We start from the raw sequence: 25461 nt of genomic DNA, 5'->3' as shown, positions 1-25461 counted from the left end.
TAAGCCCTACCACTGCCGCACGCGCCAAGCCAGTGCCATCTCAAAATAGGGGTATAGGTTGCGGGTGGTGCGGTCCAGGTCCTCGGGGGTGTAGCTGGGGCCCACAAACGGGCCGGTGCCGGGGCGGTAGCGGTATAGGGTGCGCAGCTCCTGCAGCCACAGGCCGGCTGAAAAAGCCAGCGCCCCGGCCCGCCGCTCGTAGGCCACATCGGGGCCTTGCTGGCGGGTGAGGGCACGCAGGTAGATGAGCGAGGAGCCGCCTGCGTTCTGCACCAGCGCGGCGCGGGCGTGGGTGCGCTGCTCCAGGAAGCGGTAGCCGAGGCGCAGGCTGCTGGAGCTGGCCACAGGCCGGCGGCGGCCAACCCAGCCGTAGCGCAGGCCGCCGCGCAAATCGTGGGTGATGGTGGTATCGAGGGGGCTTTCCCGGAAAGCTGGCCAGCGCAGCAGCCCCACCCGGTTTTCGCGGCGGGCGTAGTCGAGCACCGTGAGCAGGCGGGGTGTGAGCTGGTACGTAAGGTTCTGCTGCTGCTCCAAGACCCGGCTGGCGCGGTTGCGCAGCTGTTCACTGGCCCGGTCGCGCACCTGGTAGCTCACCCACAAATGGTAGGTGCTGCGGATACTGAAGCGCCCCGGCGCCCACGTGAAGCCCGGCTCCCAGTGCAGCAGCCGGTCGGTGTAGTTTTCGGCGCTGAGGGCCGCCCGGATGAATACAAACTGTCGGTACTCGCCCGCCACGGCCAGGCTGGTGCGGAAGTTGCCGCGCCAGCGCCCGGTCCAGGTGAGGCGCAGCTGGTGCTGGGCTTCGTCGCGGTCCTGCTGGTTGTCTTTGCTGGGTGCGGCCACGCGCAGCAGCTGGGCCGCGCCGGTCAGGGAAAGAGCGTGGCGCGGCCGTGGCAGCCAGGTCAGCTCACCCTGCCACTGCGTGGTTTGCTCGGTGATGTCCTTTATTCGCTCCCGGGCCAGGGCCAGATCGTACTTGGCCGGCGTGAGGTTGCGGGTGTTGCTGAGGTTGTAGGCGCGGTTGCGCTGTCGGTAGTTGAAGTTCAGCACGGCCTGCAGCTTGCGCGAGCCCAGGCGCAGCTCCTGGCGCGTATCCAGCTCCTGCTGGCGGTAGCCCAGGTTCTGCAGCGTGTCGGCCTCAGGGCCCAGGCGGCGGTAGGCAAAAACCCGGCTGGGCAGCGCCACGGCATTCACCGACCGGAACGACACCTTATCGGAGAGGCGGTAAGCCCAAGTCAGCTCACCGGCCAGCGTGTCGCTCTGGATGCGCTGCACGTTGCCGGGCACGTAGTCTTCGGCGCGGTGGGCGCGGTAGGTGCCGCGCAGCGTGCCACTGGAATACTGGTCGAAGGTGTGCTCGTAGTAGCCTTCGGCCAGCAGCCGCTGCCACACGCGCGGCCCCAGCTGGGCGCGGGTGCCCAGCACGCGCAGGGCCAGCGGCGGCGCGGCGGCGCCCCGCAGAAAAGCCAGCGTCGAGAAGTCGAAGCCGTAGGCCGGGCCAGCATCCTGGCGGCCGTTGCGCACATCCTGCACCACCCCGCCAAACCCGATCAGCCGCAGCACCGACAACGAGTCGGTAGCTTGCGCAGGCAGCAGATGGGGCAGGGCCTGCTCGTAGCCGAGGCGGGCCAGCCAAAGGCCCGTGCGGGTGGCATTGGCGCGGCTTTGCTCGTAGCGCACAAACTGACCGGTGCGCCAGCCCCGGCCCAGGTCTACGGTGTGCAGGGCATCGGCGGCATAGTCTTCGCGCACGAACGGCGGCTGGCCGCGCGAGTCGTAGATCCACTCGCTTAGGAGGCGGTAGCGCAGCTGCTGGCGGGCACTCAGGTGCAGCGTGCCCAGCACGGCCGTGCGCTGGGCGTAGGTGCTCACGCCCACGCGCCGGGCCTGGGCGGTTAGGAGCAGCAGCGAATCGGGAGTGGGAGCAGCGGTGCGGGCCAGCAGCGGCAGCGTTCCGGCATCTACCAGCGACTGTGCTATGCCGATGGCGGGGGCAAAAATCAGCCAGCAAACCAGCTGTATTCGTTTGAGGAACTTCTGCTTCGTTTTAGCCCTTTTGTAGGCTGGTGCCGGCCCTTCTCCGGCGCTTCTGGCATTTGCAACGGAACAGAGAAACTCCATGGGAAAAGCAGCGCAGCGCCAGACGATAAGCAAGTTACTTCATCAGGTGGCGTGCCGCAAACGTCGGTGATTTTTGCACTTTCATTAAAATTTAACACCCCCAGGCAACCTGTGTGCGTACCTTTGAGGTTCGGGGTGTTGGATTGCCGCAACTTCGAACCCCATCCTCACGTCTCCAATTGCAGGAAGGTAATGCTTCCAGCTTGCGCAGGAGCCCAAGCTCTAGTTTCGCCAATAAGCTTATGAGTGTTCAGAAATTTCTACTGTCGGTAGGGTTGGTAGTGGGAGGCTTTGTGAGCGCACAGGCGCAGCACGCCGTGTGGGCGGCGAAGGTCGCGGTGGTGTCGTCGCAGAAAGCGGAAGGCAAAGAGGCCTTTTCGCCGGAAAAGGTGCTGGGGGAGCCCAACGCTCAGCCGCTGGGCCAAGTCAGCAATGAGGCCTGGATTCCGCGCAAGGAAAGCAACAGTGAGTTTATCGAGGTGCGTTTCGGCAAGTCATTGATTGCCAAACAAGTAACGGTAGTAGAGAACTTCAATCCTGGCTCCGTTATCAAAATCGAGCTGATTGACACGCGTGGCGGCAAGCACCAGGTGTACGCCAACGACAGCCCCGGGCCCATTCCCGAGCAGTTTCGTTCGTTGCAGGTCACGTTTTCGCCAGGTACCTACCGCACTATTGGTGTGCTCGTGACCATGAACACCAAGGCCGTGAACGGCGTCAACCAGATCGACGCTATTGGCATTGCCGACGTGGCCGAGACGATGGTGAAAAAGGAGTTCAAGGGCGAATCGGAAGGTGTACGAGTGGACTCAGCCATGGTGAACCTGGGCCCCAACGTCAACTCCAAGTATGTGGATACGCACCCGGTTATTTCGCCGGATGGCCGCACGCTGTTTTTTGCACGTCAGGAAAGCCCACAGAATGCAGGTGGAGCCAACGATGTGCAGGACGTGTGGTACAGCACCCTCGGCAACGCTAAAAATAAAGCCTGGAACCCGGCCAAGAACATCGGCGGACCTATCAATACACCCGGCCCCAACGGCTTGGCCTCGGTGTCGTCGGATGGCAATACGGCGGTGCTCATCAACGTGTATAATGAAGATGGCTCACTCGACCCCAAGGGCGTGAGCATGAGCAAGCGCACCAAAACCGGCTGGAGCCGCCCCGAGAAAATCAATATCGAGGACTTTTATAACGACGACGAGGAAAACGTCGATTACTTCCTGGGCACTTCGGGCAAGGTGCTGCTGATGGCAGTGCAGCGCAAAGACGGGCAGGGCGAGCAGGACATCTTCGTCAGCTTCCGCAACGCCGACGGCAAATCGTGGAGCAAGCCGCGCAACCTCGGGCCCAGCATCAACACCAAAAAGCCGGAGTTTGCGCCTTTCCTGGCCTCAGATGGCCGCACGTTGTACTTCGCTTCGGAAGGCCACGGCGGCTACGGCAAGAGCGACGTCTTCTACAGCAAGCGCCTCGACGACAGCTGGACCAACTGGACCAAGCCGCGCAACCTGGGCCCCAACGTCAATTCCCCCGATTTCGACGCCTACTACGTGGTGTCGGCCGCCGGCGAAGATGCCTACCTGGTTTCGACGCGCAACGGCACCGGCAATTCCAAGGACATCTTCCGCATTGGCCTCACACCCCAGTTCAAGCCTGAGGTGGTAACGCTGGTGCGCGGCCGGGTGCTGGATGCTGCCACTAAAAAACCGATACAGGCTGTTATTAAGTACGAGAATCTGCTTACTGGCGAGGAAATTGGGGTGGCCGACACTAATCCGGTGGATGGCTCCTACACCATCGTGCTGCCTTCGGGTATTCAGTATGGCTACCGCGCCGAGGCGCCAAACTACCTAGCTGAAGCCGACAACCTCGACGTGACGGACCGCCAGAAATACTCGGAAGTCACGCAGGATCTGTACCTGGTGCCCTTCGCCGTGGGCCAAACGATTAAGCTGAACAATATCTTCTTTGCTCAGAGCAAGTACTACCTGCGCGAAAACTCCTATCCCGAGCTGCTGCGTCTGGTGCGCACGCTCAAGGAGTACCCGAACGTAGAAATTAAGCTGGAAGGCCACACCGACAACCAAGGCGACCCGGCCCTGAACCTGAAGCTCAGCCAGGACCGTGTGAATGAAGTGAAGAAGTTTCTGGTACAGAAAGGCATCAAGAGCACCCGCATTGCCACCGAAGGTTACGGCGACACCAAGCCCGTGGCCAGCAATGACCAAGAGGAAACCCGCAAACTCAATCGCCGCGTGGAGTTCCGGATTACCAAGAAGTAAAGTTTGATGTGCTGATTACGGATGAGTTGATGTGCTAAACAGTATACTCTGTAACTCAAGTCTAAGGCATGGTTGCAGCAAAAAAGAATCCCGGTTCGAATAGAACCGGGATTCTTTTTTGCTGCTCAGTACATCAACTCATTAGTAATCAGCGCATCAAGAAAGACGCCCTTCGTCGCGGCCGGGCTTGCTGCTGCTGCTCTGGCCACCGGGGTTAGCTATGGAGTCGCGCATGTCGGTGTCGGCCTGCACGTTGCGCATCTTGTAGTAGTCCATGACGCCCAGATTACCGGAGCGGAAAGCATCGGCAATTGCTTTCGGAATCTCGGCTTCAGCCTGCACCACCAAGGCTTTGGCTTCCTGAGTTTTGGCACGGTTCTCCTGCTCTACGGCTACGGCCATAGCCCGGCGTTCCTCGGCCTTAGCTTCGGCCACTTTGAGGTCGGCAGTGGCCTGGTCGATCTGGAGTTTGGCACCGATGTTCTCTCCGATGTCGATATCAGCAATATCGATGCTCAGGATTTCGAATGCCGTGCCGGCATCGAGGCCCTTGCTGAGCACGAGCTTGGAAATCTTGTCGGGGTTTTCCAGCACTTCCTTATGCGACTTCGAGGAGCCGATGCTGGTTACGATGCCTTCGCCCACACGGGCCAGAATGGTTTCCTCGCCGGCGCCACCTACCAGCTGCGTGATGTTAGCGCGCACCGTAATCCGGGCCTTGGCAATCAACTGAATACCGTCCTGCGCTACGGCCGCCACGTTGGGCGTGTTAATCACCTTGGGGTTTACGCTGGTGGTTACGGCCTCAAACACGTCGCGGCCGGCTAGGTCAATGGCGGTGGCTTGCTTGAAGGTGAGCGGAATATTGGCTTTGTCGGCGGAAATAAGGGCCTTGATGACGCTGGGAATGTTACCGCCGGCCAGGTAGTGCGTTTCCAGGTCGTTGGCGGTCAGCTCCAGGCCGGCCTTGGTGCTCGTAATCATGGAGTTGACGATGAGGGACGGCGGCACCTTGCGCACCCGCATAAACGCCAGCTGGAACAAGCTCACCTTCACCCCCGAAAACAGCGCCGTAATCCAGAGGCTGATGGGAAAGAAGTAGAGAAAGACCAGCAGGACGATGGCCCCGACAATCAGCGGAAATACTGGGAAAGAGTTCATAGGGCGCAATGTAGCACGCGCAACAGACGGGTGCTGATGAGAGTGAAAATTCCGACTACAGCCGGCAATACTACACGGCTAAGTAATGCAACTGCCTGCCAAGCTACCCCTTTACACGACACTTTCCACGACAATCCGATTTTGCTCGATGCGCAACACGCGCACCTCAGCCCCGGCCGGCACAAACTCGCCACGGGTGGTTACTTCGCGGCGGTTTTCCTCGAACAGCACGGTGCCGGCCGGCCGGAGCGCCGAGAGTGTGCGGCCAATGGCACCCGGCTGCACGTCGGGCAGGCGGGCGTCGCGCACGTGCGAATTGTTGACATCAGTGAGGGCCACGCGGGCCATGTTCTTGGGCTTCAGTCCAATGTAGACCAGCACCCCCGTAACCACCAGCGACGAAACCAGCAAGATGTGGCCAGTGGAGGAACCAAAGTCGCGGTAGGCAAACCAGACGCCGGCAGCCAGCAGCGCAAAGCCAATCAGGCCCACAATGGTGGTGCCGGGAATGAAGACGACTTCGGCGGCCAGAAACAGCAGGCCGAAGAGCAGAAGCATGGCAACGGTAAGCCAGTCCATAGTGGGGGAGTAGTTTGGTTAGGAAAAGATACGCAGAAACCCCACGGGAAATGAGTAGGGCCTGATAGATGTTTCCCGGGCCTCGCGTGGCGGGCTATCGGCTGTTGGAAACCAGCATATCCCAAACCGGACAGCCACGTATCTGAGGGGCATGATGAAACAACGCGAAGTAACCGACCAGCACAACACCACCTGGACCTGCGTGCAGGCATATGCCGCCACGGATAGCGCCGCTGCAGAAAAAGCCATGGAGCTAAGCGAAACTGACTCCGGAGCTGTGCCGGTAGTATGTACGCCCAGCGGCGGCGCCCAAACTGTGCGGCTGGAACTGGAAAAGGATTGGCTCGATAATCTTTCCAATGCGGAGCTGACTACCGCCATTTCAGCAGCGCAATAATTGTCGGCCGTAAAACAGCAAACCCGTTCTGCCAAGTGAGCAGAACGGGTTTGCTGTTTTACGCTAGGTCTTTCTGCAAAGCAGAAAACACATTGCTGACTTGCCTAGTAGGCCCGGGCGAAATACACGCGGCGCTTGCTGGGTTTGCCGGTCAGGATGCAGGTGCCGTCCTCGTCGGGCTCCGCGAGGGCCATGCATCGGATGGTGGCTTTGGTTTCGTCTTTGATGCGCTCCTCGGTTTCGGAGGTGCCGTCCCAGTGGGCCACCACGAAGCCGCCTTCGCCTTCCAGCGCCTGCTTGAACTGCTCGTAGGTGTCTACACGGTGCGTGTGTGTTTCGCGGAACTTGTGCGCGCGGTTGTAGATGTTGGTCTGGATGTCGTCGAGCAGCGCGGCCACGCTGTTCACGATATCGGCCAGGGGCAGGTTCATCTTTTCCTTGGTGTCGCGGCGGGCTACTTCTACGGTGCCGGCGTCCAGGTCGCGCATGCCCACGGCCAGACGTACGGGCACGCCCTTCAGCTCCCACTCGGCAAACTTGTAGCCGGGGCGCTCGGTGTCGCGGTCGTCTAATTTCACCGAAATGCCGCGCTCAATCAGCCCCATCTGCATCGGGCGGATGCGCTCCAGCAGCTCGTCGAGCTGGCCGGACTTGTAAATGGGCACGATGACCACCTGAATGGGGGCCAGCTTGGGCGGCAGCACCAAGCCTTCGTCGTCGGAGTGGGCCATTACGAGGGCGCCCATCAGGCGCGTGCTCACGCCCCAGCTGGTGCCCCACACATACTCCAGGCCGCCTTCTTTGGTTTGGAACTGCACATCAAATGCCTTGGCGAAATTCTGGCCCAGGAAGTGCGAGGTGCCGGCCTGCAGCGCCTTGCCGTCCTGCATCAGTCCTTCGATGCAATACGTGTCCTCGGCGCCGGCAAACCGCTCGTTTTCGGTTTTCACGCCTTTCACCACGGGCAGCGCCATCCATTCCTCGGCAAACTGGGCGTACACCTCCAGCATTTGGCGGGTTTCGGCTACAGCTTCTTCGGCAGTGGCGTGGGCGGTGTGGCCTTCCTGCCACAAAAACTCGGCGGTGCGCAGAAACAGGCGGGTACGCATTTCCCAGCGTACCACGTTGGCCCACTGGTTGATGAGCAGCGGCAAGTCGCGGTAGCTCTGAATCCAGCCTTTGTAGGTGCTCCAGATGATGGCCTCTGAGGTTGGGCGCACCACCAGCTCTTCTTCCAGCTTGGCGTTGGGGTCGACGCGCAGCTTGCCGGGGTTATCGGGGTCGGTCTGGAGGCGGTAGTGCGTGACTACGGCGCACTCTTTGGCGAAGCCTTCAGCGTTTTTTTCTTCGGCTTCAAATAAACTTTTCGGGACGAACAGCGGGAAATAGGCGTTCTGGTGGCCCGTGCGCTTGAACATGTCGTCCAGGGTGCGCTGCATCTTCTCCCAGATGGCGTAGCCGTATGGCTTAATGACCATGCAACCCCGTACAGCGGAATTCTCGGCCAGGCCGGCCCGCTTCACCAACTCATTGTACCACAACGAATAATCCTCGCTCCGCTTGGGCAAACTTTTGCTCATGTTTCAAGTATCTTTGGTAAGTCGAAAAAGTTCCCGGTTTGGCCCAAGATTTGTGTTAGGTATTTCGGCACCGTTTCGGTGCCAAATTACGTTATTAAACCGGAGCCTGTCGCCACAGTCTGCAGCTAGTGCAGCAAGCCTTCGGTGTTTGAGTAGCTCCTTCCTTTCGCCCGCCTCCCTTTTGCGTTAGCTGTCATGAAAAAAATCCTTTCTACCCTGTTGCCTGCCTTCTCCCTGCTCACGCTGGGAGGCTGCGCGAGCACCACCGGGCTTTCCACTACGGAAAGCGACGGTGTCTATTATTCTTCTTCTGACCGCACGACGCAAAGCGTGCAGGCGGTAGCGGCGGCCACACCCGCCACTCGCGACGAGCTAACTAACCCTGATTATACCAACCAAGGCAGTTCGGCGGGTAGCGCCAGCGAAAATGCTGAATATTATGACGATGACTATGCGTATTCGTCACGTATTCGGCGTTTCCATCAGCCTTACTACCGCAGCTTCGGCTACGGCTACAACGACTTCATCTACGCTGACCCATTCTGGTACGGTGGCCCGGCTTACTACTCGGCCTGGGGCCCTGGCTACGGTTTCGGTGGCTATGACCCGTTCTGGGGTGGCGGCTACGGGTATGGCTATGGTAGCTTCGTAAACATCAATATTGGGTTTGGCAGCCCGTGGGGCTGGGGCCGGCCCTGGGGCTGGAACCGTTGGGGCGGCTACGGCCGCGGTTATTATGACGGTTTCTATAGCGGCCTGTATGGTGGTGGCTACGGTGGTTATTACGGCGGATACGGTGGGGGCTACTACGGTGGCAACAACGGTTACTATGGTGGCACTGGCGGCCGCGTAACCAACCAGCGCTATGGCCCACGCAGTAGCCGCAGCGCCGAAGCCGTAACCTCGGGCCGCACAGGCAGTGGCACCGTTAATGGCGGTGGCACGAGCACTGGTAGCGGCCGTGGCCGCGTTGCAGAAGGTGGCTTGGTCGCGCCGGGCGGTAACACATCGGGCAATATGGTGGGCAGCAGCCCGGCCTCTGTGCCCGGCCGCCGCAACGTGCGCCTCACGGATGCCGCTACCAACGGCAGTACCAACAATACGCCGGGTGTACGCAATACCCGCATTTCCGACCTCGGTACCGATGGCGCCGCTGGCCAGACTGCCCCTGACCGCAACTCGGCCATTACGCGCAGTCCTGCTATGCAGGATGCGGCCACCGAGCAGCCCACGCGCAGCTACGAAGGCCGCCGCTGGCGTGTGGCGCAGGATGGCACTGGCAATACAGCCCAACCACAGCCATCCACCGACTACTCGCAGCCGCGCCGCAGCAACCGCAGCATTTTCAACCAAAGCCAGCCGCAGGGTAGCAACGGGCAAGCCGCCGAGCAGCCGGTCCGCCGGGCTTCTCCGCAGCGCACCTACGAAGCGCCCCAACGTAGCGCCCAGCGCACTTATGAAGCTCCTCAGCGCAGCTACGAAGCCCCCAGCCGTTCGTCGGAGCCTTCCCGCAGCTACTCGCCGCCATCAGGTGGCGGTGGTAATGGTGGCGGCAACAGTGGCGGTGGTGGTGGCCGGGGCCGTGTAAACTAAAAAGCCTGCAGCCTTCTGCAACTGAATCTGTGACGGGCCGCACAGCGGCCACCTTCCTTTCCCTCAGATGAAAAACCTGAAATACTGGCTTGCCGTGGCTTTTGCAAGCCAGGCTAGCTACGGCTTTGCCCAACAAGTAGCACAAGGCTACCAAGTAGATGCCCTGCGGTTTTCGCAAACCCAGCCCAGCGGCACCGCCCGCACCCTCGGTATCGGCGGCGCCAACGTGGCCGTAGGTGCCGACCTGAGCAGCCTCATAACGAACCCGGCTGGTCTGGGCCTCTATCAACGCTCTGAATTCAGCTTCACGCCGGGTCTGGGGCTGGGTAACACGGATGCCAGTGGCTTTGGCACTACTACCTCAGATTCCCGCAACAGCCTGCACATTGCCAGCCTGGGTATGGCTTTTGTGAACCGGCGCCCTGATAGTGACAACAATGCCTGGCGCGGGGGTACATTGGCTATTGGCTTCAACCGCACCAACGATTACAATCAGCGCTTCCGCTACCGCGGCCAGCCCGACCCGAGCCAGGATATTCTGCAACGTTTCAATGACCCGGAAATCAGTGTAGCCAACGCCGAAGAACAATTCAGCAATGGATACCGAAACCTCGACGGCCTGGCTTACGGAGCATTGCTGACGGACTACTTTTATACCAACGGCCAGCCTCGCGACAGTGTGCTGGGCTTATCGACCCCGTTTGAGGATACCGGCCGGCTCACGCAGGATGAAACCGTGCTGACTACCGGCTCCCAGACACAGTTTGATATTGGCTACGGTGCCAGCTACCGCGACCGGCTGTACGTAGGCGGGGCCATCGGTATTGTGGGCACGCGCTACAACTCTACCAGCACGCTTACGGCCTCGGAAGCTACGCCAAACGGCAACACCGCCTTCGGCAGCCTTACGTACCGGGAAATACTGGAAACGCGGGGCAGTGGTATTAACGCTCGTATCGGTGCTATCTACCGCTTCAACGATGCCGTACGCTTTGGGGCTTCCATCCAGACGCCCACGCTCACGACACTGTCGGAAACGTATAGCGCATCGCTCAGTTCTAATTTTGACCGGCCGGTGCGAGTGGGCAGCCAAAGCTACACCAGCCGGGAAGTAAGTACTGGCACTACGCCATTCGAATACTTATTGACGTCGCCGTTCCGGGCCTCGGGCGGTATAACGACCGTGATTGGCAAGTATGGTTTTTTGGCTGGTGATGTAGAGTATGTCAACTACAGCCAGACGCGCCTCAATTCAGCCGCCAACCAAGTGGAAAACGACTTCGATGTTGATAATACTGCCATTAAGGGCCTGTATCAGTCGGCGGTGAACGTGCGGGTGGGCGGCGAGCTGCGCCTCGACATATTCCGGCTGCGCGCCGGCTATGCCCGCTACGGCGACGCCTACAGGCAGAGTGACTTCGACCGCACCCAGCACTACTACACGGGTGGTGCCGGTATTCGCCAAAACAACTTTTTCCTGGATATAGCCGGGGTGTATGGCACCAGCAAACGGTTCTATAGCCCCTACACCCTGAGCACCAACAATACGCCGGTTGTTAATGTAGATGGCACCCGCTTTACTACGACTGTTACGGCAGGCTTCCTGTTTTAGCCACTGCTGTTACGCAGAAAAGGCCCCGCACCAGCTTGGTGCGGGGCCTTTTGCATTAACATATGTCTTACTACTTGGTGATGCGTACCCGGAGCTGCACAGCTGGGCGGGGAGCCGTGGGAAAATCGTCGATGTAAATCAGGCCGGTTTTATTGCTGGCGGTGCGGAAGGCAATGGTCCGGCCCCTGACCAGCGTGCCGGTATTGGTGCTCGGCGTGAGAGGAAGGCCGGCTGCAAAAGCGGCCAGCAGTTCTGCGTTGCTGTCAGTGGCCGAAAAAGCGGCTTCATCGAGTGTGGTAGCCCGAAACTCGGTGCGGCGGCGGGTGGTCCAGCTGCGCAGCGTCAGGGCCGGGTCGGCGGGGGCGGCCAGGGCGCGGGCGCCGCCGGCCAGCGGCAGATACACCACATCAATCGAGTCGCGGTTTGCGGCCGTGCTGGGGCCTACTGCAAATGCCGGCAGCGCCAGCCCCGCCGACAGCGCCAGGTAGCTGCGTGAACCTCGCGTAAGCGGCGCCTGCAGCCGCAGCGTGTAGCGGTGATAGGTCAGCAGCGAGTCGGGGTTGCGCAGCGTGAGTACATAGCTACGTTTGTTGGAGGCGCCTTGCGTGTCTTCTACCTGAAAATTCCAGGTCTCCTTGCCCGACGTGCTGCGGGCCACAGCGGTGTACTGAAACGCAATGGCCCGCTTGCCCGGCGCCAGCACCGAGTCGAGGTAGACCAGCGGCGCGGTTTCAGTGGGCACCTGGTTTGGGTCAAAAGGAATACCTACCGGATAGCTATACGGGTTGCGGTTGCGCACATAGTCTACGGTGATGCGCAGCCGCGTGAGGGCCGGGCCGCTTATTGTGTCGCGTGCTTCGGCAAACACGCGGGTCGTGAACGTGTCGGCCGGCACGGTGCTGGTACGGCTGGCGCTCAGCAGCTGCGGCGAGGTGCTGCCTACTAGGTCAATGCGCGGGCCGGGATTGGGCTCGGGGTTGCAGCCGGCCAGCAGCAGGGGAGAGGCAAGAAACAGAAGCAGACGATGACGCATAGGTTCGGTAAAGGTCGGAGTTTCGGGCGGATGTGCCACGCGGCCGGGTTTTGCCAGGCCAACCGTGCAACCATCCCAAGGCCATTGGCTACCTTAACGTCCCGATTCTTCTGACATTTTCCTTCTGCATGAAATTCCGCTCTTTTGGGCTGGCCCTGTGGCTGGCCACCGCTGGTCCCGCACTAGTGCCCACCCTGCTGCCCACCGCCTCGGCCCAGCAAAAACAGAACATTACCCTCGAAGATATCTGGCAGAAAGGCACGTTTGCCGCCAAGTCGGTGCCGGGCTTCAACTGGATGAATGACGGCCGGTTCTACTCCTCGCTCGATGCCGGCAACCTCGTGCAGCACGACGTAACCACCGGCCAGCCCGTGCAGACGCTGGTGGCCGCCACTGCCCTGCAGCTGCCTGGCCAGCCCCAGCCGCTGCCCGTGGATGGCTACAGCTTCAACGCCGACGAGCAGCAGGTGCTGTTCAGCACCGCCACCGAGCCCATCTACCGCCGCTCCAGCAAGTCCACGTTCTACATCTACAACCGCCAGAGCAAGCAGCTCACGCCCCTGAGCCAGGCGCCCGGCAAGCAGCTCTACGCCACCTTCTCGCCCGATGGCAAGCGGGTGGCCTTCGTGCGCGACAACAACCTGTTCGTGACCGACCTCGCCACCATGCGCGAAACCGCCGTGACAACGGATGGCGCGCTGAACAAGATCATCAACGGCGGCACCGACTGGGTGTACGAGGAAGAGTTTGAGTTTGCGCAGGGCTTCCAATGGTCGCCGGATTCGCGCTACGTGGCCTTTTACACCTTCGATGAAAGCCAGGTGCCCGAGTACAACATGCAGGAGTGGGGCGCGCTCTATCCTAAAGACTACCGATACAAATACCCCAAAGCCGGCGAGAAAAACTCCATCGTGAGTGTCTCGGCCTACGACGTGGCCGGCGCCAAAATCACCAAGCTGGACGTGGGCCCCGAGCAGGACCAGTACATCCCGCGCATCCTCTGGACCCAGACGCCCGACCTGCTCAGTGTCCGGCGTATGAACCGCCTGCAGAACAAGCTGGAAATCCTGCACGCCAACGCCAAAACCGGCCAGAGCCAGGTGGTCCTCACCGACACCGACAAAGCCTACGTGGAAGTCAACGACGATTTGCGCTACCTGCAGGGCGGCAAGGAATTCCTGTTCAGCAGCGAAAAAGACGGCTACCGCCACCTCTACCTCTACACCATGGGCGGCAAGCTGGTGCGCCAACTCACCAAAGGCCCCTGGGAAATCACTAGCATCGACGGCTTCGATGAGAAAAAGGGCCTCGTGTATTACACTAGCACTGAAGTCTCGCCCTTGGAGCGGCATCTGTATAGCGTCGACCTGAAAGGCAAGGGCAAAACCATGCTGGGATATACCGGCGCCTCATTGGCTTCGGGAGTTCGGGGTAGCAGCAATATGCGGAAGCTTGGGATACGAGGCACTGATGCCGCAAACATGAGCCCCGACTGCCGCTACTACCTCAACTACCATTCCGAAGCCGGCGTGCCCGCCGTGGTGAGCTTGCGTAGCGGCCAGGATGGCAAGCTAGTGAAAGTGCTGGAAGACAACGCCAGGCTGCGCGACAAACTCAGCCAGTACAACCTGGCCACCCCCGAGTTCTTCAGCTTCAAAACCAGTGAAGGCGTGGAGCTGAACGGCCAGATGCTAAAGCCCACCAACTTCGACGCCACCAAGAAATACCCCGTGCTCATGCACGTATATGGCGGCCCCGGCTCCCAGACCAACGCCGACTCTTGGGGCGGCACCAACTACCTCTGGCACCAGATGCTGACCGAAAATGGCTACATCGTGGTGATTGTGGACGGGCGCGGCACCGGCGCCCGCGGCGCGGCCTTCAAAAAAGTCACCTACGCCAACCTCGGCAAGCTGGAAACCGTGGACCAGGGCGAAGGCGCCAAATACCTGGCCTCGCTGCCCTACGTCGATAAGGCCCGCATCGGCATCTGGGGCTGGAGCTTCGGCGGCTACATGACGGCGCTGGCCCTCACCAAAAACGCCGACCTGTTCAAAATGGGCATCTCCGTGGCCCCCGTCACCAACTGGCGCTACTACGACACCGTGTACACCGAGCGGTTCCTGAAAACGCCCCAGGAAAACCCCGCCGGCTACGACGACAACTCCCCCGTGCAGCACGCCGACAAGCTCAAAGGCAAGCTCCTGCTGGTCCACGGCACCGGCGACGACAACGTGCACTTCCAGAACTCGGTCGCCTTCACCGATGCCATGGTCAAGGCCAACAAAGACTACCAGACCCTCTACTACCCCAACCGCAACCACGGCATCTACGGCGGTACCACCCGCCTGCACCTCTACCGCCAGATGACCGATTTCGTCCTCAAGAATTTGTAGGCAGAGCTGTCATTGCGAGGAGGCACGACGAAGCAATCTTTCCTCTCAATGAGACAAGCAACCCTAAGCAGCAAGCCCTCCGGCAGTAGGCCAACAACCTACCACCGGAGGGCTTTTCTGTCAGAACAGTGTAGAGACGCGACACTTCGCGTCTCGTCGTTGAACGGCCCGTTGCACATGGCGCCGGACGTCAATTTTCGCCGCCGCACTCGCTCAGCCATGCCAGTTGAGAAACAGGATTGAATGTTTGGCAAGGTCGTTTTTACCGTACAATGCCCATTCTACTAAATGATATTATTGATTCGCCCTTCCGCTTGCAGGTTGGGAAACAGAGTAACTTTCCTGTAGAAACCGCAAATCATAATTTATGTGTGGATCGGCTGGCAGATATATCACCTTTATAGTGTCGCCAGGAGTGTATCCGGGTTGAGATAGTGTGTGCCCTGTATAAAGTTGCCTGTTGGCAGAGAAGCGATAATAGTATCCCGTAGTCCCTCGCATACCCGCGTAGACTTCGGGCAGCACGAGTGCTTTAGCTGAAAGTCCAGTACGGGCCAGTTGCACCTGTCTAAAAGTTTTGTAGGCACCACCAGCGAGCAGGTAAGCAAACGGAAATAGTATGACCAACCACAGAATATGGATTCGGAATTGTCCAAAATTCATCCACCAGTGGCTAGAAGGTGTATGTTTCACAGGTCGGGGTGCTGAAGTGCCATATGTTTGCGATAAAACTACAAGAGGATAAAATAGATTTCCGCCGCACTCGCTCGGCTACGCCGAGTGAGCCCTACCCCTAAGGGGCTGTGCCCCGAATCCGCCCGCATCACTTGCACCTCAAATACGTCAACCAGCATCTAACGCCATCCAGCCATCATCTACTGCCTGCTAGATACCACCTACCGCCCGTCAGCACAATTCTTTCGCCGGTAAACCGCTATACTTGAGCCAATAATACGCGTGGCCTTCTATAAACGCATCTATTCCATACACGTAGCCTAGCCTTTTGTTCGTTTGTGCGTAGACCCCTAGCAATGCGAATACCCCGGCTTTCCTCTTTCCTGCTTGGCCTGACGCTGCTGGCCGCCGCGGCTTGCCAGCCCGACCAGCCCGCCACCACCGAGCGGCGCACCCCCGCCCTGGCCGATTCCCTGGCCCTCGATTCCCTGTCCGACCCCGTCGGCACCCTCGACACCACCCCCGTGCGCCGCGACTGGCACCGCCTGGCCCGGCCCACTTCGCGCACGGCGCCGCTCATCGTCTACCGCAGCGTGCGCCGCGCCCCGGCCGGCCTCCAGGACAACGCGCCGCCCCCCGGCGACGCCACCCTATTCGACGTCGCCCGCAAAGCCAGCGAGTACTTCCAAATTGACCCCACTCAGGCCGCCGAAGTGCGCGGCCGCGCCGGCACCGTAGTTCGCATTAGTGCCGGCACTCTGGTCGATGCCCGGCAGAAAGTTGCCACCGGCCCTGTCTGGGTGGAACTGAAAGAGTGCCTCACCACGGCCGAGATGCTGCTTTCCAATCTCAGCACTACCACCACTGATGGCCAGCCCCTCCAGACGGCCGGCATGGTGCTGCTGAAGGCCTCCCAAAACGGCCAGCCTTTGCAGGTAGCCGCCGGCCGCACCGTGCGCCTGGAGCTGCCCGCCGCCAACGGCCGCCCGCTGTCCGATATGCGCCTCTACCACGGCCAGGGTACCGCTCCCGTGCGCTGGGAGCTGGCCCCCGAAACCACCACGCCCGCGCCCGAAACTGCCGAAACCATCTACACCGACGCCCGGCCCATGCCCGCCTATGGCAGCGGCCCCGCCGACATCAACCGCCTCATCCGCTACCCGCAACAGGCCTTAGCCAGCCGCACCCAGGGCGTGGTGTTTGCCTCGTTTGTGGTCGATGAAGGCGGCAAGGTGCTCAACCCCAAAGTGCTCTACGGCCTCGGCCACGGCTGCGACGAAGAGGTGCTGCGCGTGCTCCGTCAGACCTCCGGCCACTGGACGCCCGGCCAGCGCAACGGCGAGTTCGTGAAGGTGAAAATGATGCTGCCCGTACGCTTCTCCTTCAACGAAGGCCAGCTCTCCAATGCCGACAGCACCCCTACTGCCGAACAGGCTCCGGCCATGGCTTCCGCCTTTCCTACAACCGAAGAGCCCGCCACCGACGAGCCGGAGCCCACGGACCGCTACGTGTTCCACTGCGCCCAGCTAGGCTGGCTGAACGCCGACCGCCCGCACACCAGCGCCACCACCTCGCTGCAAGCCACTGAGTCCGTCACGTCATCCGTCAACACGCCCGATGGCACGGCCCTACGGCTGGTGCTGCGCGGCGCCACGCCCACTATTCTGGCTGCTGAGGCCGGCGGCGGCAGCTATCAGTTCGAGAATGTGCCCGCAGGCCGCCGCGCTGTGCTCATCGGCCTGCGCTACGAGGCCGGCACACCTTATCTGGCCTGGCAGGAAACCACCACCGGCCAGGAGCCCGATCCGCTGGAATTTCAGGAAATTACGCTCGAAGAACTGGAGCGGCGCTTGGAGCGGCTGTAGCCGATGTTGCGCAAGCAGTATCTTGCAGCCACCTAATCTGCTGACTTATGGGACTTCCTGCCTCGCCACTCACCCACGTTTCGCCCGAAGAATACCTGGAAGCGGAGCGCAAAGCTGAACACAAGCACGAATACTGGAACGGGGATATCCGCGCCATGTCAGGTGCCAGCTTCGCTCACAACCAGATATGCATGAACCTGGGTGCTGAATTGTACCTACAGCTAAAGGGTAAATCGTGCACCGTGGTTGGCAGCGACCAGCGGGTGCAGGTACTCAGTGAAACCACGTTCGTCTACCCGGATCTGACGGTTGTGTGTGGCCCGCGGGAGTTCCAGGACAAGATGAAGCCCGACACGCTGCTGAACCCGACCTTGCTGGTCGAAGTGCTGTCGGCTTCCACCAAAAGCAACGACCGGGGTGACAAGTTTTTCCTGTACCGCCAGATTCCCAGCCTCCGCCAATACCTGCTCCTGGATTCTCAAACCATCCACGCCGAACTGCACACCCGCGACGAGCTGGGCCGCTGGATTCTCACCGAAACCTCCGACCGTACCACCATACTGGAACTGGATAGCATCACCTGCCGCGTCCCGCTGACGGATTTGTATACCGGCGTAGAACTGTAGTGTGTCATTCCGAGCAAAGCGAGGAATCTGAGTAAATCCGTTCAATAAATTCACCCAGATTCCTCGCTCTGCTCGGAATGACAGCCAGTTTACAGCTTCACGGTCACGCTTTGCGCTTCCGTAAAGAAGCGTAGCGCCTCCAGCCCGCCTTCACGCCCAACCCCTGAGTTCTTCATGCCGCCGAACGGCGTGCGCAGGTCGCGGTGCAGCCAGGTGTTGATCCAGACGATGCCACTGTGCAGCTGGTGCGCCACGCGGTGCGCGCGGTTCAGGTCGCGGGTCCAGATGGTGGCGGCCAGGCCGTAGTCGGTGCCATTGGCCCAGGTTAGCACCTCCTCCTCAGTGTCGAAAGGCGTGAGCGTGACGACGGGGCCGAAGATTTCCTCGCGGTTGACGCGGCAGTCGGGGGCTAGGCCCTCGAACACGGTGGGCTGCAGGAAGTAGCCCTCGGCGCAGCGGCCATCCAGCTGCACGCGCTGCCCACCGGCCAGCAGCGTGCCACCTTCCTCATGGGCCAGCGCAATGTAGCCGAGTACTTTCTGCAGGTGCGCCTCACTCACCAACGCGCCCTGGCGGCTGGTTTCCAGCTGCGGATCGGCTACGGTCAGGCCCGCCACGCCCGCCAGAAAATCAGCCTTGAACTGCTCGTAGATGCTGCGCTCCACGAAAATGCGCGAGCCGCACAGGCAAATCTGGCCTTGGTTGGCGAAGCTGCTGCGAAGGCTGGTGCGCACGGCCTCGGCCAGGTCGCAGTCGGCGAAGATGATATTGGGGTTTTTGCCGCCCAGCTCCAGCGAGAGTTTCTTGAACATGGGGGCGGCGGTGCGAGCTATCTGCTCGCCGGTTTTGGTGCCGCCCGTGAAGCTGATGCCCTTGATGCCCGGATGCTCGATGATGGGCTGGCCCGCGCCCGGCCCGGTGCCGTGTACAATGTTGAGCACGCCCGCTGGCAGCCCGGCTTCCATGCACAGCTCACTCAGCAGAAAGGCGGTGTAAGGCGTGATTTCCGAGGGCTTAGCCACCACCGTGCAGCCCGCCGCCAGGGCAGGAGCAATCTTCCAGGTAAACAAATACAGCGGCAGGTTCCAGGGCGAAATGCAACCGACCACGCCCAGCGGATGCCGCACTGTGTAGTTCAGCGCCACGCCTTCCTGAAAGTGAGTTTCGGAAGCAAAGTGCTGGGCGGCCGTCCCGAAAAAGGCGAAGTTGCTGGCGGCGCGCGGGATGTCCACGGTGCGGGCCAAACTCACGGGCTTACCGTTGTCCTGGCTTTCGGCCTGGGCCAGGCGCTCCAGGTCGCGCTCAATCAACTCCGAAATCCGCACCAGCAGCCGGCCCCGGTCTTCGGCTGGCAGGCGGCGCCAGGCGGGCAGGGCGGCCTCGGCGGCAGCGGTGGCGCGGGCCACGTCTTCGGCATCGGAATCCGGAATGTAGCTGAACACCTGGCCGGTGGCGGGCTCGATGTTGGGCAGGTAGCGGCCGGCGGCGGGCGGCATCAGCTGGCCGTTGAGGTAGTTCTGGAGGTGGAGCATAGCAAAGCAGATAGAGCGGCAGGAACGTGCGAAAAGGTACGACTTAGCGGGCAACGGCTACCTTTGCCGCCCCGGCTGCGGGTTAGCCGGCTCTCTTTTTCTGCTGATTTCTGCATCTGTATGCCTAACGCAAATACCGGCTGGCGGCTGGCGCTGATAGTGGCTTCCTATCTGGCTGTATTCGTGGCCTGGACCTGGCCGCTGGCCGCGCACCTGCGCACCGCCTTCCCCGCCTTTGCCGACCAGGATGGCTACATGCAGCTTTGGAACGTGTGGCATTTCCGCGAGGAAGCACTGGCCGGCCACAACCCGTTCTACTCCACCTGGCTGCTCTACCCCGAGGGGGCGGGGCTGTGGCTGCACACCTACATTCCGGTGGTGGGCATGGTCAACGTGCTGATCGGCAACGAAATGCTGGCCCTCAATCTCACGCTGGCCGCCGAGTATGCGCTGTCGGGAGCGGGGGCGTGGCTGCTGGCGCGGCGCTGGCTGCGGCATCCGGCGCTGGCGTGGCTGGCAGGGCTGTTCTTCGCGTTTTCGCCTTACAAAACCGTGCGGCTGCCGTATCATTTTGATCTGGTGCTTACGGCCACCGTGCCCTTCTACCTATTAGCTTTTCTGAACGCCTTCTGGTTTGAGCCGGGACGTTTCTGGCCCCAAGTGCGCAGCTGGAAAGCTGTGATGGCCTGCTTCGTGCTGGGTGTCATCACGCTGCTGAGCGACTACTACGTGCTGTTTGCGCTGCTCTACTTCTCGTTGGCCTATGCCGCTTGGTTCTGGCTGAAGCTGGGTCACATCAACTGGCGCCACCGTCGCCCCTGGCTGCTACTGGCGGCCGTGCTGCTCGTCAGTCACTTCGTTATCCGGCTGATGCGCCTGCGCGACGTGCCCGACAATGCTGGTTTCTGGTGGGGCGGCGACCTGGCTGGCTTCTTTATGCCAGCCGAAAACAGCCGCTGGCTGAGCTTCGACTGGGCCCAACAACTCTACCACAACTCAAAGGTGTTTAACATGCCGGGCTCCGTGGAAAACGTCATGTTTCTGGGATACGCGGTGCCGCTGGTGTGCGCGGTGGCGGCGCTGTGGCCGCGCCGGCCGGCCTCGGTGCGCCACCACGACCACCAGGGCCGGCCGCTGGCGTGGGTGCTGTTGTTCTTTGTGCTGCTCACGCTGCCGGCGCTGCGGGTGCTGGGGCATGTCAAGTTCAACCTGCCCAATGGCTTGCTGCACTTCATCCCGTTCTTCAACAACATCCGCTGCCCCACGCGCTGGGTGCTGATGGTGACGCTGCTGCTGCCCATTGTGGGCTTCGGGGCGCTGGAAGCCGCCTGGCAAAACTCCCGGCGCCCGATGCTGCGCGGCCTGCTGAGTGGTGCTTTGGTGCTGGTGGTGCTGTTCGAGTTCTGGCCTGTGCCGCCGCCGCTGGATTCGTCCAGAAGGATGCCGGCGGCCTACCGGGCGGTGGCCGCGCTGCCCGGCGAGGCACTGTTTACGGTGCCGTTTGGCTTGGTGGATGGCTACCGCCAGCTTGGTAAAGTGGAGTTGCGCAGCTTTCTGCATCAACCTTATTACCGTAAGAAGCTGCCCTCCGCCTACATTTCCCGCGTCGAGGCCGAGCAGTTTACCCGCTTCGAGGCCGATACCGTGGTGCACACGCTGCTGGCGCTGCAGCGCGCCTCCGCCGATACCATATTCACTCTGCCTTCCGCCACCGGCGCCACCCGTTTCCGCCAGCACTATAAGCCTGCCGCCGTGCTCGTCAGCCCCGCTTGGCGCGACGGCCCCGCTCACCGTTACCTGCGCGCCATCTTCCCGGACTACGCCGAGCAGCGCTTCACGGACGGTTATGTAGTGCTGGCACCGCGGAAGAAGTAAAAAGCCCGTCATGCTGAGCGAAACCGAAGCATCTCTCTCACTTCGTTGGCACGTTGTTCCGACTAGCGCGAGGAATCTCGCGTGCCGACGATGGTAATGCTACTGCAACGAAGCGGTAGAGATGCTTCGGCTTCGCTCAGCATGACGGTCTGTATTTTCCCTACTCTGCTCTACCGCAACTGCTTATCAGTCTGGGGCGCGTGGGTGATGTTGGTGTCGGAGATGATGTAAAGTGGGCGCTGGCGCACGTTGGCCGAGAGGCGCGCAATGTACTCGCCGATGATGCCCACCGCAATGAGCTGCACGCCGCCCAGAAACAGGATGCTCACCATTAGGGAGGCCCAACCCGGCTCGTAATCCTCGCTCACGAAGCGCGCATACAGCGTGTAGAGCATTACCAAAAAGGCCACACCCGATACGATGAACCCCCCAATAGTAGCGGCTTTGAGCGGCGCGTCGGAGAAGCCGGTGATGCCGTCCAGCGCCAGCCGGATCATTTTGCGGTAGGTGTAGCCGGTTTCGCCGCCGGCCCGCTCGGCCCGGTCGTACTCGATGTAGGTCTGGCGGTAGCCAATCCAGGATATCTGACCCCGGATAAACTTGTTCTGCTCTGGCATCTGCTTAAGCGCATCCACCACCTTGCGCGAAATGATGCGGAAGTCGCCGGTATCTACCGGAATAGAAATGTTGGTGATGCTGGCCAGAATCCGGTAAAACAGCTTGGCCGTGAGCTTCTTGGCGGCGCTTTCGCCCTGCCGGGAGCGGCGCTTGGCATACACCACCTCGTAGCCTTCGTGCAGCTTCTGGTAGAGTGGTACAATCAGCTCAGGCGGGTCCTGTAGGTCGGCGTCGATAATGACCACGGCCTCGCCGGCGGCTAGGTCCAGGCCGGCCGTCACGGCAATCTGGTGCCCGAAGTTGCGGCTGAAGTCAATGAACCGCACCCGCTCATCGCGCAACGCCAGCGTCTGCACCAACTGCAACGACTTGTCGCGCGAGCCGTCGTTGACGAAGATGAATTCGTAGCGCAGTCCCATCGGGTCCAGCACCCCGCGCAGCCGGTCGTAGAGCGTCGGGATGTTGGTTTCTTCGTTGTAGATGGGGATGATGACGGACAGATCCACGGGAAGCAGGGGAGGGTGGGGAAAGGAAATCAGGCCGGTTTGCTAAGCCGGGGGCTAGGGCTTGCGGGCAATGGCGAACACACTGACGCCTACCGGCAGCGGCAGATGCTGTAAAATAGTGTTTTCAGTTTTGAGCAGCCGGCTGAGCAGCCCGTTCAGCCAGGGCGGCAGCTGTTTCAGGTCGCCGGTATACGGAATGTCGGAGCGGGACCGGACCAGTAGGCGCTGCAGCAGCCGCACGGCCGTGGTCGGGAAAAACAGCGTTGAGTTCCAGTACGATGTGCGCTCCAGCTGCAGGCCGGCCTGCTGCAGCACCTGGCGCAGGTGCGTGCCGGTGTAGCGCCGGAAATGGTGGTTCACTTCGTCGTGGCGGGTCCAGAGCATCTGAAAAGCCGGCACAAACACAATCATGCGCCCGCCGGGCCGCAGCACCCGGCACCATTCGCGCACGGCTTGGGCTTCTTCCTCGATGTGCTCCAACACATCAGAAGCCAGCAGCAGATCAAACGAGTTATCAGCAAAAGCCAGCTGGGCGCCATCCATCACCGACACGTTGGCCAGGCCGCGGGTGTGGGCCAGCGCAATGGCTTTCTCACTAATGTCGATGCCAGTCAGGTGCGTGTAGCCATCGGCCAGCAGGATCTGCTGCAGCGGCCCGCCCGAGCACCCGATTTCCAGCACCTCGGCCGTCGTTGGTATGGCCAGGCTTTGGATCAGCTTGCGCACCGCGTCGCGCCGGCCCGCAAACCACCAGTGCGCTTCTTCCAGCTGATGATATTTCTGCTCGTACGTCAGATCCATGTGCTCACCCCAGACAAGTAAAAAACCAAAGATACCGGGGAGTTGGCAGGGAACCGCACTGGCCGTTGCCGCGGCCGGAAAAAGCAGTTTGCCAAACGTCGTTTTTTCGGGCCCTGGAACTGCGCAGAATCTGTACTTTTACCGGAATTCTGTGGTTTTATGCAGCCTACTTCTCGTGTTGAAGCAGCTTTCTGGTACGGGTGCACCGTCCTGATTCTGCTGAGTGCCGCCCTCTACAACGGCTTCCCGCTGGTCACTTCCGACTCGGGTGCTTACATCAACAGCGGCTTTTATCTGGACGTGCCGCGCGACCGGCCCATCAGCTACGGCTTGTTTCTGCGGCTGTTTAGTTTGCGGTTTTCGCTGTGGCTGGTAGTGGGGGCACAGTGCGCGCTGCTGGCCGCGCTGCTGCTGCGCAGCGTGCGGGTGCTGGCGCCAGGCATTTCGGCGCCGGGCGTGCGGGTGGGGCTGGTGCTGCTGAGCGTGTGGGCCACTGGCGTTGCTTGGTTTAGCGGCCAACTGATGCCGGATATTTTCACCGGAATCGGGCTGCTGCTGCTGCTGCTGCTTTACTTCGATACGGAGCTGACCTGGCGCGGCCGTGCTAGCCTGTTGGCGTTGCTGCTCTTGAGCACCATCATGCACTCCTCCAATCTACTCACTTTCTCTCTGGTGGCGGGGCTGGTGGCCGTGGGCAAACTGGTGCTGCGCCAGAGCAGGGCGTTGGCCTGGCGCCGCGTGGGGCCGGTGCTGGCCGTAGTGCTGAGTGGCTGGCTGGTGCTGCCGGGGCTGCACTGGGCGTTCGGCGGCGGCTTTGCCGTGTCGCGCAGCTCCTACATGTTTCTGATGGGCCGGCTGGTGGAAAGCGGCGTGCTGGATAAGTATCTGGCGAAGAACTGCGGCCAGAATGCTTACCTGGATTTGTGCAGCCACCGCAACGAGCTGCCCAACGATGCCATTACTTTTCTGTGGGACGGCCAGAGCCTGCCCAACCGCACCGGCGGCTGGGAAGCCCACCAAGCCGAATACAGCTCCATTATCCGCGACGTTTTCACTTCGCCGCGCTACTACCCGATGCTGATTTCGGAGGCCGCCCAGGCCACGCTGCGCCAGATGGTGAGCGTGGAACTCGGCGACGGCCTCACGGCGCACGGCAACAATACCAACCCATTCTGGAAGGTGCAGGAGTTCTTTCCGCACGAGCTGCGCGAGTACCTCTCGGCCCGCCAGCAGCAAAGCCGCCTCGATTTTACCGACCTGAACGCCCGCAACCAGCTGGCGCTGCTGCTTGCCGTGGGTGGGCTGTGCCTGGGCCTCGGCACGGCGCTGCGCAACCGGCTAACCGAGCAGCACCGCCTGTGGCTGCTGGTGTGCCTGATTGCGGTGGTGGCCAATGCCAGCGTAACGGGCAGCCTGGCCAATGTGCTCAGCCGGCTGCAAACAAGGGTTGTTTGGGTTCTGCCTTTTTCGGTGCTTTGCTTAGCGGTAGGCTACCTGCCCGCTGCCCGGCAGTATTGGCAAAACCGGGTGCGTCGTCCTCAGATTCCGCCTCTTTCTTAGTCTTCACGTATTCCGTTTCTCTTTTTCAGTATGAAAAAATTAGTCCCTTTTTTGGGCCTGGCCTGCCTGATGCTCTCGGCGTGCTCCGGCTCTGATTCTGCTGCTGCTGACCCGGCCAAGCTGATTACCGCCAACGATTTTGAGAGTGTAGACGGCTGGATGCCCGCCACGCCCGCCCTGACCCGCGAGCAGGCTCACTCCGGCAAGCATTCCACTAAAGTAGACGGCGGCGTGGAGTTCAGCATTGGCTACAGCAACATGCTGGGCAAGCTGAGCCCTTCGCGGCTGCGCAAAATCAAGGTGCACGCCTGGGTGTATCTGCCCAGCAACAAGTCGCAGGCCCGCCTGGGTGTGCAGGTGACGGACCCAGCCACCAGCAAAGAGATTTTCGGTGATGGCATCACGCTCACCGACCAGGTAAAGGAGTATAAGAAATGGACGGAGGTAAGCAAGGAAATTACGTTTCCGGAAAACATTGCCGCCTCGCAGGTGCTGCGCGTATTCCTGTGGCGTGCCGCCGCCGCCGATGCTGCCTACATGGATGACATCAGCCTGACGATTGCTGAATAAAGCAGCGGCTTAGCCGGCAACGAAAACGGCCTCCCACACACGTGTGTGGGAGGCCGTTTTCGTTGCCGGCTAAGCC

General features: G+C 61.0%; 18 protein-coding genes. 10 read left to right on the top strand and 8 right to left on the bottom strand.

Features of this window, described 5'->3' with window-relative positions; translation table 11 throughout:
- Positions 1–6: 6 nt before the first annotated feature.
- Positions 7–2121 (bottom strand): hypothetical protein, encoded by a 2115-nt coding sequence (locus tag H8B14_RS20405; RefSeq protein WP_187317527.1) that lies wholly within the window; start codon positions 2119–2121, stop codon positions 7–9.
- A gap of 242 nt (positions 2122–2363) precedes the next feature.
- Here H8B14_RS20405 and H8B14_RS20400 point away from each other — a divergent pair, with 242 nt between their 5' ends.
- Positions 2364–4406, top strand: coding sequence for an OmpA family protein (locus tag H8B14_RS20400; RefSeq protein WP_187317526.1), 2043 nt, complete (start codon positions 2364–2366; stop codon positions 4404–4406).
- Positions 4407–4562: 156 nt separating this feature from the next.
- Here H8B14_RS20400 and floA read toward each other — a convergent pair whose 3' ends face one another.
- Both floA and H8B14_RS20390 read right to left on the bottom strand, forming a co-directional pair.
- Positions 4563–5567 carry a flotillin-like protein FloA gene (gene floA / locus H8B14_RS20395; RefSeq protein ID WP_187317525.1) on the bottom strand — a complete coding sequence of 335 codons (1005 nt, stop codon included), beginning with the start codon at positions 5565–5567 and terminating at the stop codon, positions 4563–4565.
- A gap of 111 nt (positions 5568–5678) precedes the next feature.
- On the bottom strand, positions 5679–6146 hold the full coding sequence (locus tag H8B14_RS20390) for an NfeD family protein (RefSeq protein ID WP_458363603.1): 468 nt from the start codon (positions 6144–6146) through the stop codon (positions 5679–5681).
- Between the two features lie 151 nt (positions 6147–6297).
- On the opposite strand from H8B14_RS20390, the gene H8B14_RS20385 reads away from it, so the two are divergent.
- Entirely contained in the window at positions 6298–6543 is a 246-nt protein-coding gene (locus H8B14_RS20385; RefSeq protein ID WP_261990119.1) for a hypothetical protein, read from the top strand.
- 104 nt (positions 6544–6647) lie between these two features.
- Here H8B14_RS20385 and proS read toward each other — a convergent pair whose 3' ends face one another.
- The gene (gene proS, locus H8B14_RS20380; RefSeq protein WP_187317523.1) at positions 6648–8123 is read right to left on the bottom strand and encodes a proline--tRNA ligase; all 1476 of its coding nucleotides are present in this window, start codon (positions 8121–8123) and stop codon (positions 6648–6650) included.
- A gap of 195 nt (positions 8124–8318) precedes the next feature.
- On the opposite strand from proS, the gene H8B14_RS20375 reads away from it, so the two are divergent.
- Both H8B14_RS20375 and H8B14_RS20370 read left to right on the top strand, forming a co-directional pair.
- On the top strand, positions 8319–9716 hold the full coding sequence (locus H8B14_RS20375) for a hypothetical protein (RefSeq protein ID WP_187317522.1): 1398 nt from the start codon (positions 8319–8321) through the stop codon (positions 9714–9716).
- A gap of 67 nt (positions 9717–9783) precedes the next feature.
- The gene (locus H8B14_RS20370) at positions 9784–11328 is read left to right on the top strand and encodes an OmpP1/FadL family transporter (protein ID WP_187317521.1); all 1545 of its coding nucleotides are present in this window, start codon (positions 9784–9786) and stop codon (positions 11326–11328) included.
- Positions 11329–11398: 70 nt separating this feature from the next.
- Here H8B14_RS20370 and H8B14_RS20365 read toward each other — a convergent pair whose 3' ends face one another.
- Complete coding sequence (locus tag H8B14_RS20365; RefSeq protein ID WP_187317520.1) at positions 11399–12361, bottom strand: hypothetical protein; 963 nt, start codon at positions 12359–12361, stop codon at positions 11399–11401.
- 128 nt (positions 12362–12489) lie between these two features.
- Here H8B14_RS20365 and H8B14_RS20360 point away from each other — a divergent pair, with 128 nt between their 5' ends.
- The 3 genes from H8B14_RS20360 to H8B14_RS20350 all read left to right on the top strand — a co-directional run bounded on the left by H8B14_RS20360 (position 12490) and on the right by H8B14_RS20350 (position 17923).
- A complete protein-coding gene (locus H8B14_RS20360; protein WP_187317519.1) occupies positions 12490–14757 on the top strand; it encodes a S9 family peptidase in 2268 nt (755 codons plus the stop codon).
- Between the two features lie 1031 nt (positions 14758–15788).
- Complete coding sequence (locus tag H8B14_RS20355; RefSeq protein WP_187317518.1) at positions 15789–17297, top strand: energy transducer TonB; 1509 nt, start codon at positions 15789–15791, stop codon at positions 17295–17297.
- A 47-nt stretch (positions 17298–17344) separates the two neighbouring features.
- Positions 17345–17923, top strand: a complete 579-nt coding sequence (locus tag H8B14_RS20350; RefSeq protein WP_187317517.1) for a Uma2 family endonuclease — start codon at positions 17345–17347, stop codon at positions 17921–17923.
- 89 nt (positions 17924–18012) lie between these two features.
- Here H8B14_RS20350 and H8B14_RS20345 read toward each other — a convergent pair whose 3' ends face one another.
- Positions 18013–19455, bottom strand: coding sequence for an aldehyde dehydrogenase (locus H8B14_RS20345; RefSeq protein ID WP_187317516.1), 1443 nt, complete (start codon positions 19453–19455; stop codon positions 18013–18015).
- 120 nt (positions 19456–19575) lie between these two features.
- Between H8B14_RS20345 and H8B14_RS20340 the strand changes: the two genes are divergently transcribed.
- Positions 19576–21330: a hypothetical protein gene (locus H8B14_RS20340; protein ID WP_187317515.1), complete on the top strand. Its 1755-nt coding sequence runs from the start codon at positions 19576–19578 to the stop codon at positions 21328–21330.
- A 170-nt stretch (positions 21331–21500) separates the two neighbouring features.
- On the opposite strand, the gene H8B14_RS20335 is transcribed toward H8B14_RS20340, so the two are convergent.
- Both H8B14_RS20335 and H8B14_RS20330 read right to left on the bottom strand, forming a co-directional pair.
- Positions 21501–22454, bottom strand: a complete 954-nt coding sequence (locus H8B14_RS20335) for a glycosyltransferase family 2 protein (RefSeq protein WP_187317514.1) — start codon at positions 22452–22454, stop codon at positions 21501–21503.
- A 54-nt stretch (positions 22455–22508) separates the two neighbouring features.
- The gene (locus H8B14_RS20330; protein ID WP_187317513.1) at positions 22509–23255 is read right to left on the bottom strand and encodes a class I SAM-dependent methyltransferase; all 747 of its coding nucleotides are present in this window, start codon (positions 23253–23255) and stop codon (positions 22509–22511) included.
- A gap of 159 nt (positions 23256–23414) precedes the next feature.
- On the opposite strand from H8B14_RS20330, the gene H8B14_RS20325 reads away from it, so the two are divergent.
- On the top strand, positions 23415–24815 hold the full coding sequence (locus tag H8B14_RS20325) for a hypothetical protein (RefSeq protein WP_187317512.1): 1401 nt from the start codon (positions 23415–23417) through the stop codon (positions 24813–24815).
- A 30-nt stretch (positions 24816–24845) separates the two neighbouring features.
- Positions 24846–25385: a carbohydrate binding domain-containing protein gene (locus H8B14_RS20320; protein WP_187317511.1), complete on the top strand. Its 540-nt coding sequence runs from the start codon at positions 24846–24848 to the stop codon at positions 25383–25385.
- The last annotated feature ends 76 nt before the right edge of the window (positions 25386–25461 follow it).

The sequence above is a fragment of the Hymenobacter puniceus genome (assembly GCF_014333525.1).
In the GTDB taxonomy this organism is placed as follows: Bacteria; Bacteroidota; Bacteroidia; order Cytophagales; family Hymenobacteraceae; genus Hymenobacter.
This window is presented reverse-complemented; position numbering and strand designations above follow the sequence as displayed.

Excerpts from the sequence above, each read along its gene's own strand:
- H8B14_RS20405 (WP_187317527.1), bottom strand. The coding sequence starts at position 2,121 with ATGGAGTTTCTCTGTTCCGTTGCAAATGCCAGAAGCGCCGGAGAAGGG.
- H8B14_RS20400 (WP_187317526.1), top strand. The coding sequence starts at position 2,364 with ATGAGTGTTCAGAAATTTCTACTGTCGGTAGGGTTGGTAGTGGGAGGC.
- floA (WP_187317525.1), bottom strand. The coding sequence starts at position 5,567 with ATGAACTCTTTCCCAGTATTTCCGCTGATTGTCGGGGCCATCGTCCTG.
- H8B14_RS20390 (WP_458363603.1), bottom strand. The coding sequence starts at position 6,146 with ATGGACTGGCTTACCGTTGCCATGCTTCTGCTCTTCGGCCTGCTGTTT.
- H8B14_RS20385 (WP_261990119.1), top strand. The coding sequence starts at position 6,298 with ATGATGAAACAACGCGAAGTAACCGACCAGCACAACACCACCTGGACC.
- proS (WP_187317523.1), bottom strand. The coding sequence starts at position 8,123 with ATGAGCAAAAGTTTGCCCAAGCGGAGCGAGGATTATTCGTTGTGGTAC.
- H8B14_RS20375 (WP_187317522.1), top strand. The coding sequence starts at position 8,319 with ATGAAAAAAATCCTTTCTACCCTGTTGCCTGCCTTCTCCCTGCTCACG.
- H8B14_RS20370 (WP_187317521.1), top strand. The coding sequence starts at position 9,784 with ATGAAAAACCTGAAATACTGGCTTGCCGTGGCTTTTGCAAGCCAGGCT.
- H8B14_RS20365 (WP_187317520.1), bottom strand. The coding sequence starts at position 12,361 with ATGCGTCATCGTCTGCTTCTGTTTCTTGCCTCTCCCCTGCTGCTGGCC.
- H8B14_RS20360 (WP_187317519.1), top strand. The coding sequence starts at position 12,490 with ATGAAATTCCGCTCTTTTGGGCTGGCCCTGTGGCTGGCCACCGCTGGT.
- H8B14_RS20355 (WP_187317518.1), top strand. The coding sequence starts at position 15,789 with ATGCGAATACCCCGGCTTTCCTCTTTCCTGCTTGGCCTGACGCTGCTG.
- H8B14_RS20350 (WP_187317517.1), top strand. The coding sequence starts at position 17,345 with ATGGGACTTCCTGCCTCGCCACTCACCCACGTTTCGCCCGAAGAATAC.
- H8B14_RS20345 (WP_187317516.1), bottom strand. The coding sequence starts at position 19,455 with ATGCTCCACCTCCAGAACTACCTCAACGGCCAGCTGATGCCGCCCGCC.
- H8B14_RS20340 (WP_187317515.1), top strand. The coding sequence starts at position 19,576 with ATGCCTAACGCAAATACCGGCTGGCGGCTGGCGCTGATAGTGGCTTCC.
- H8B14_RS20330 (WP_187317513.1), bottom strand. The coding sequence starts at position 23,255 with ATGGATCTGACGTACGAGCAGAAATATCATCAGCTGGAAGAAGCGCAC.
- H8B14_RS20325 (WP_187317512.1), top strand. The coding sequence starts at position 23,415 with ATGCAGCCTACTTCTCGTGTTGAAGCAGCTTTCTGGTACGGGTGCACC.
- H8B14_RS20320 (WP_187317511.1), top strand. The coding sequence starts at position 24,846 with ATGAAAAAATTAGTCCCTTTTTTGGGCCTGGCCTGCCTGATGCTCTCG.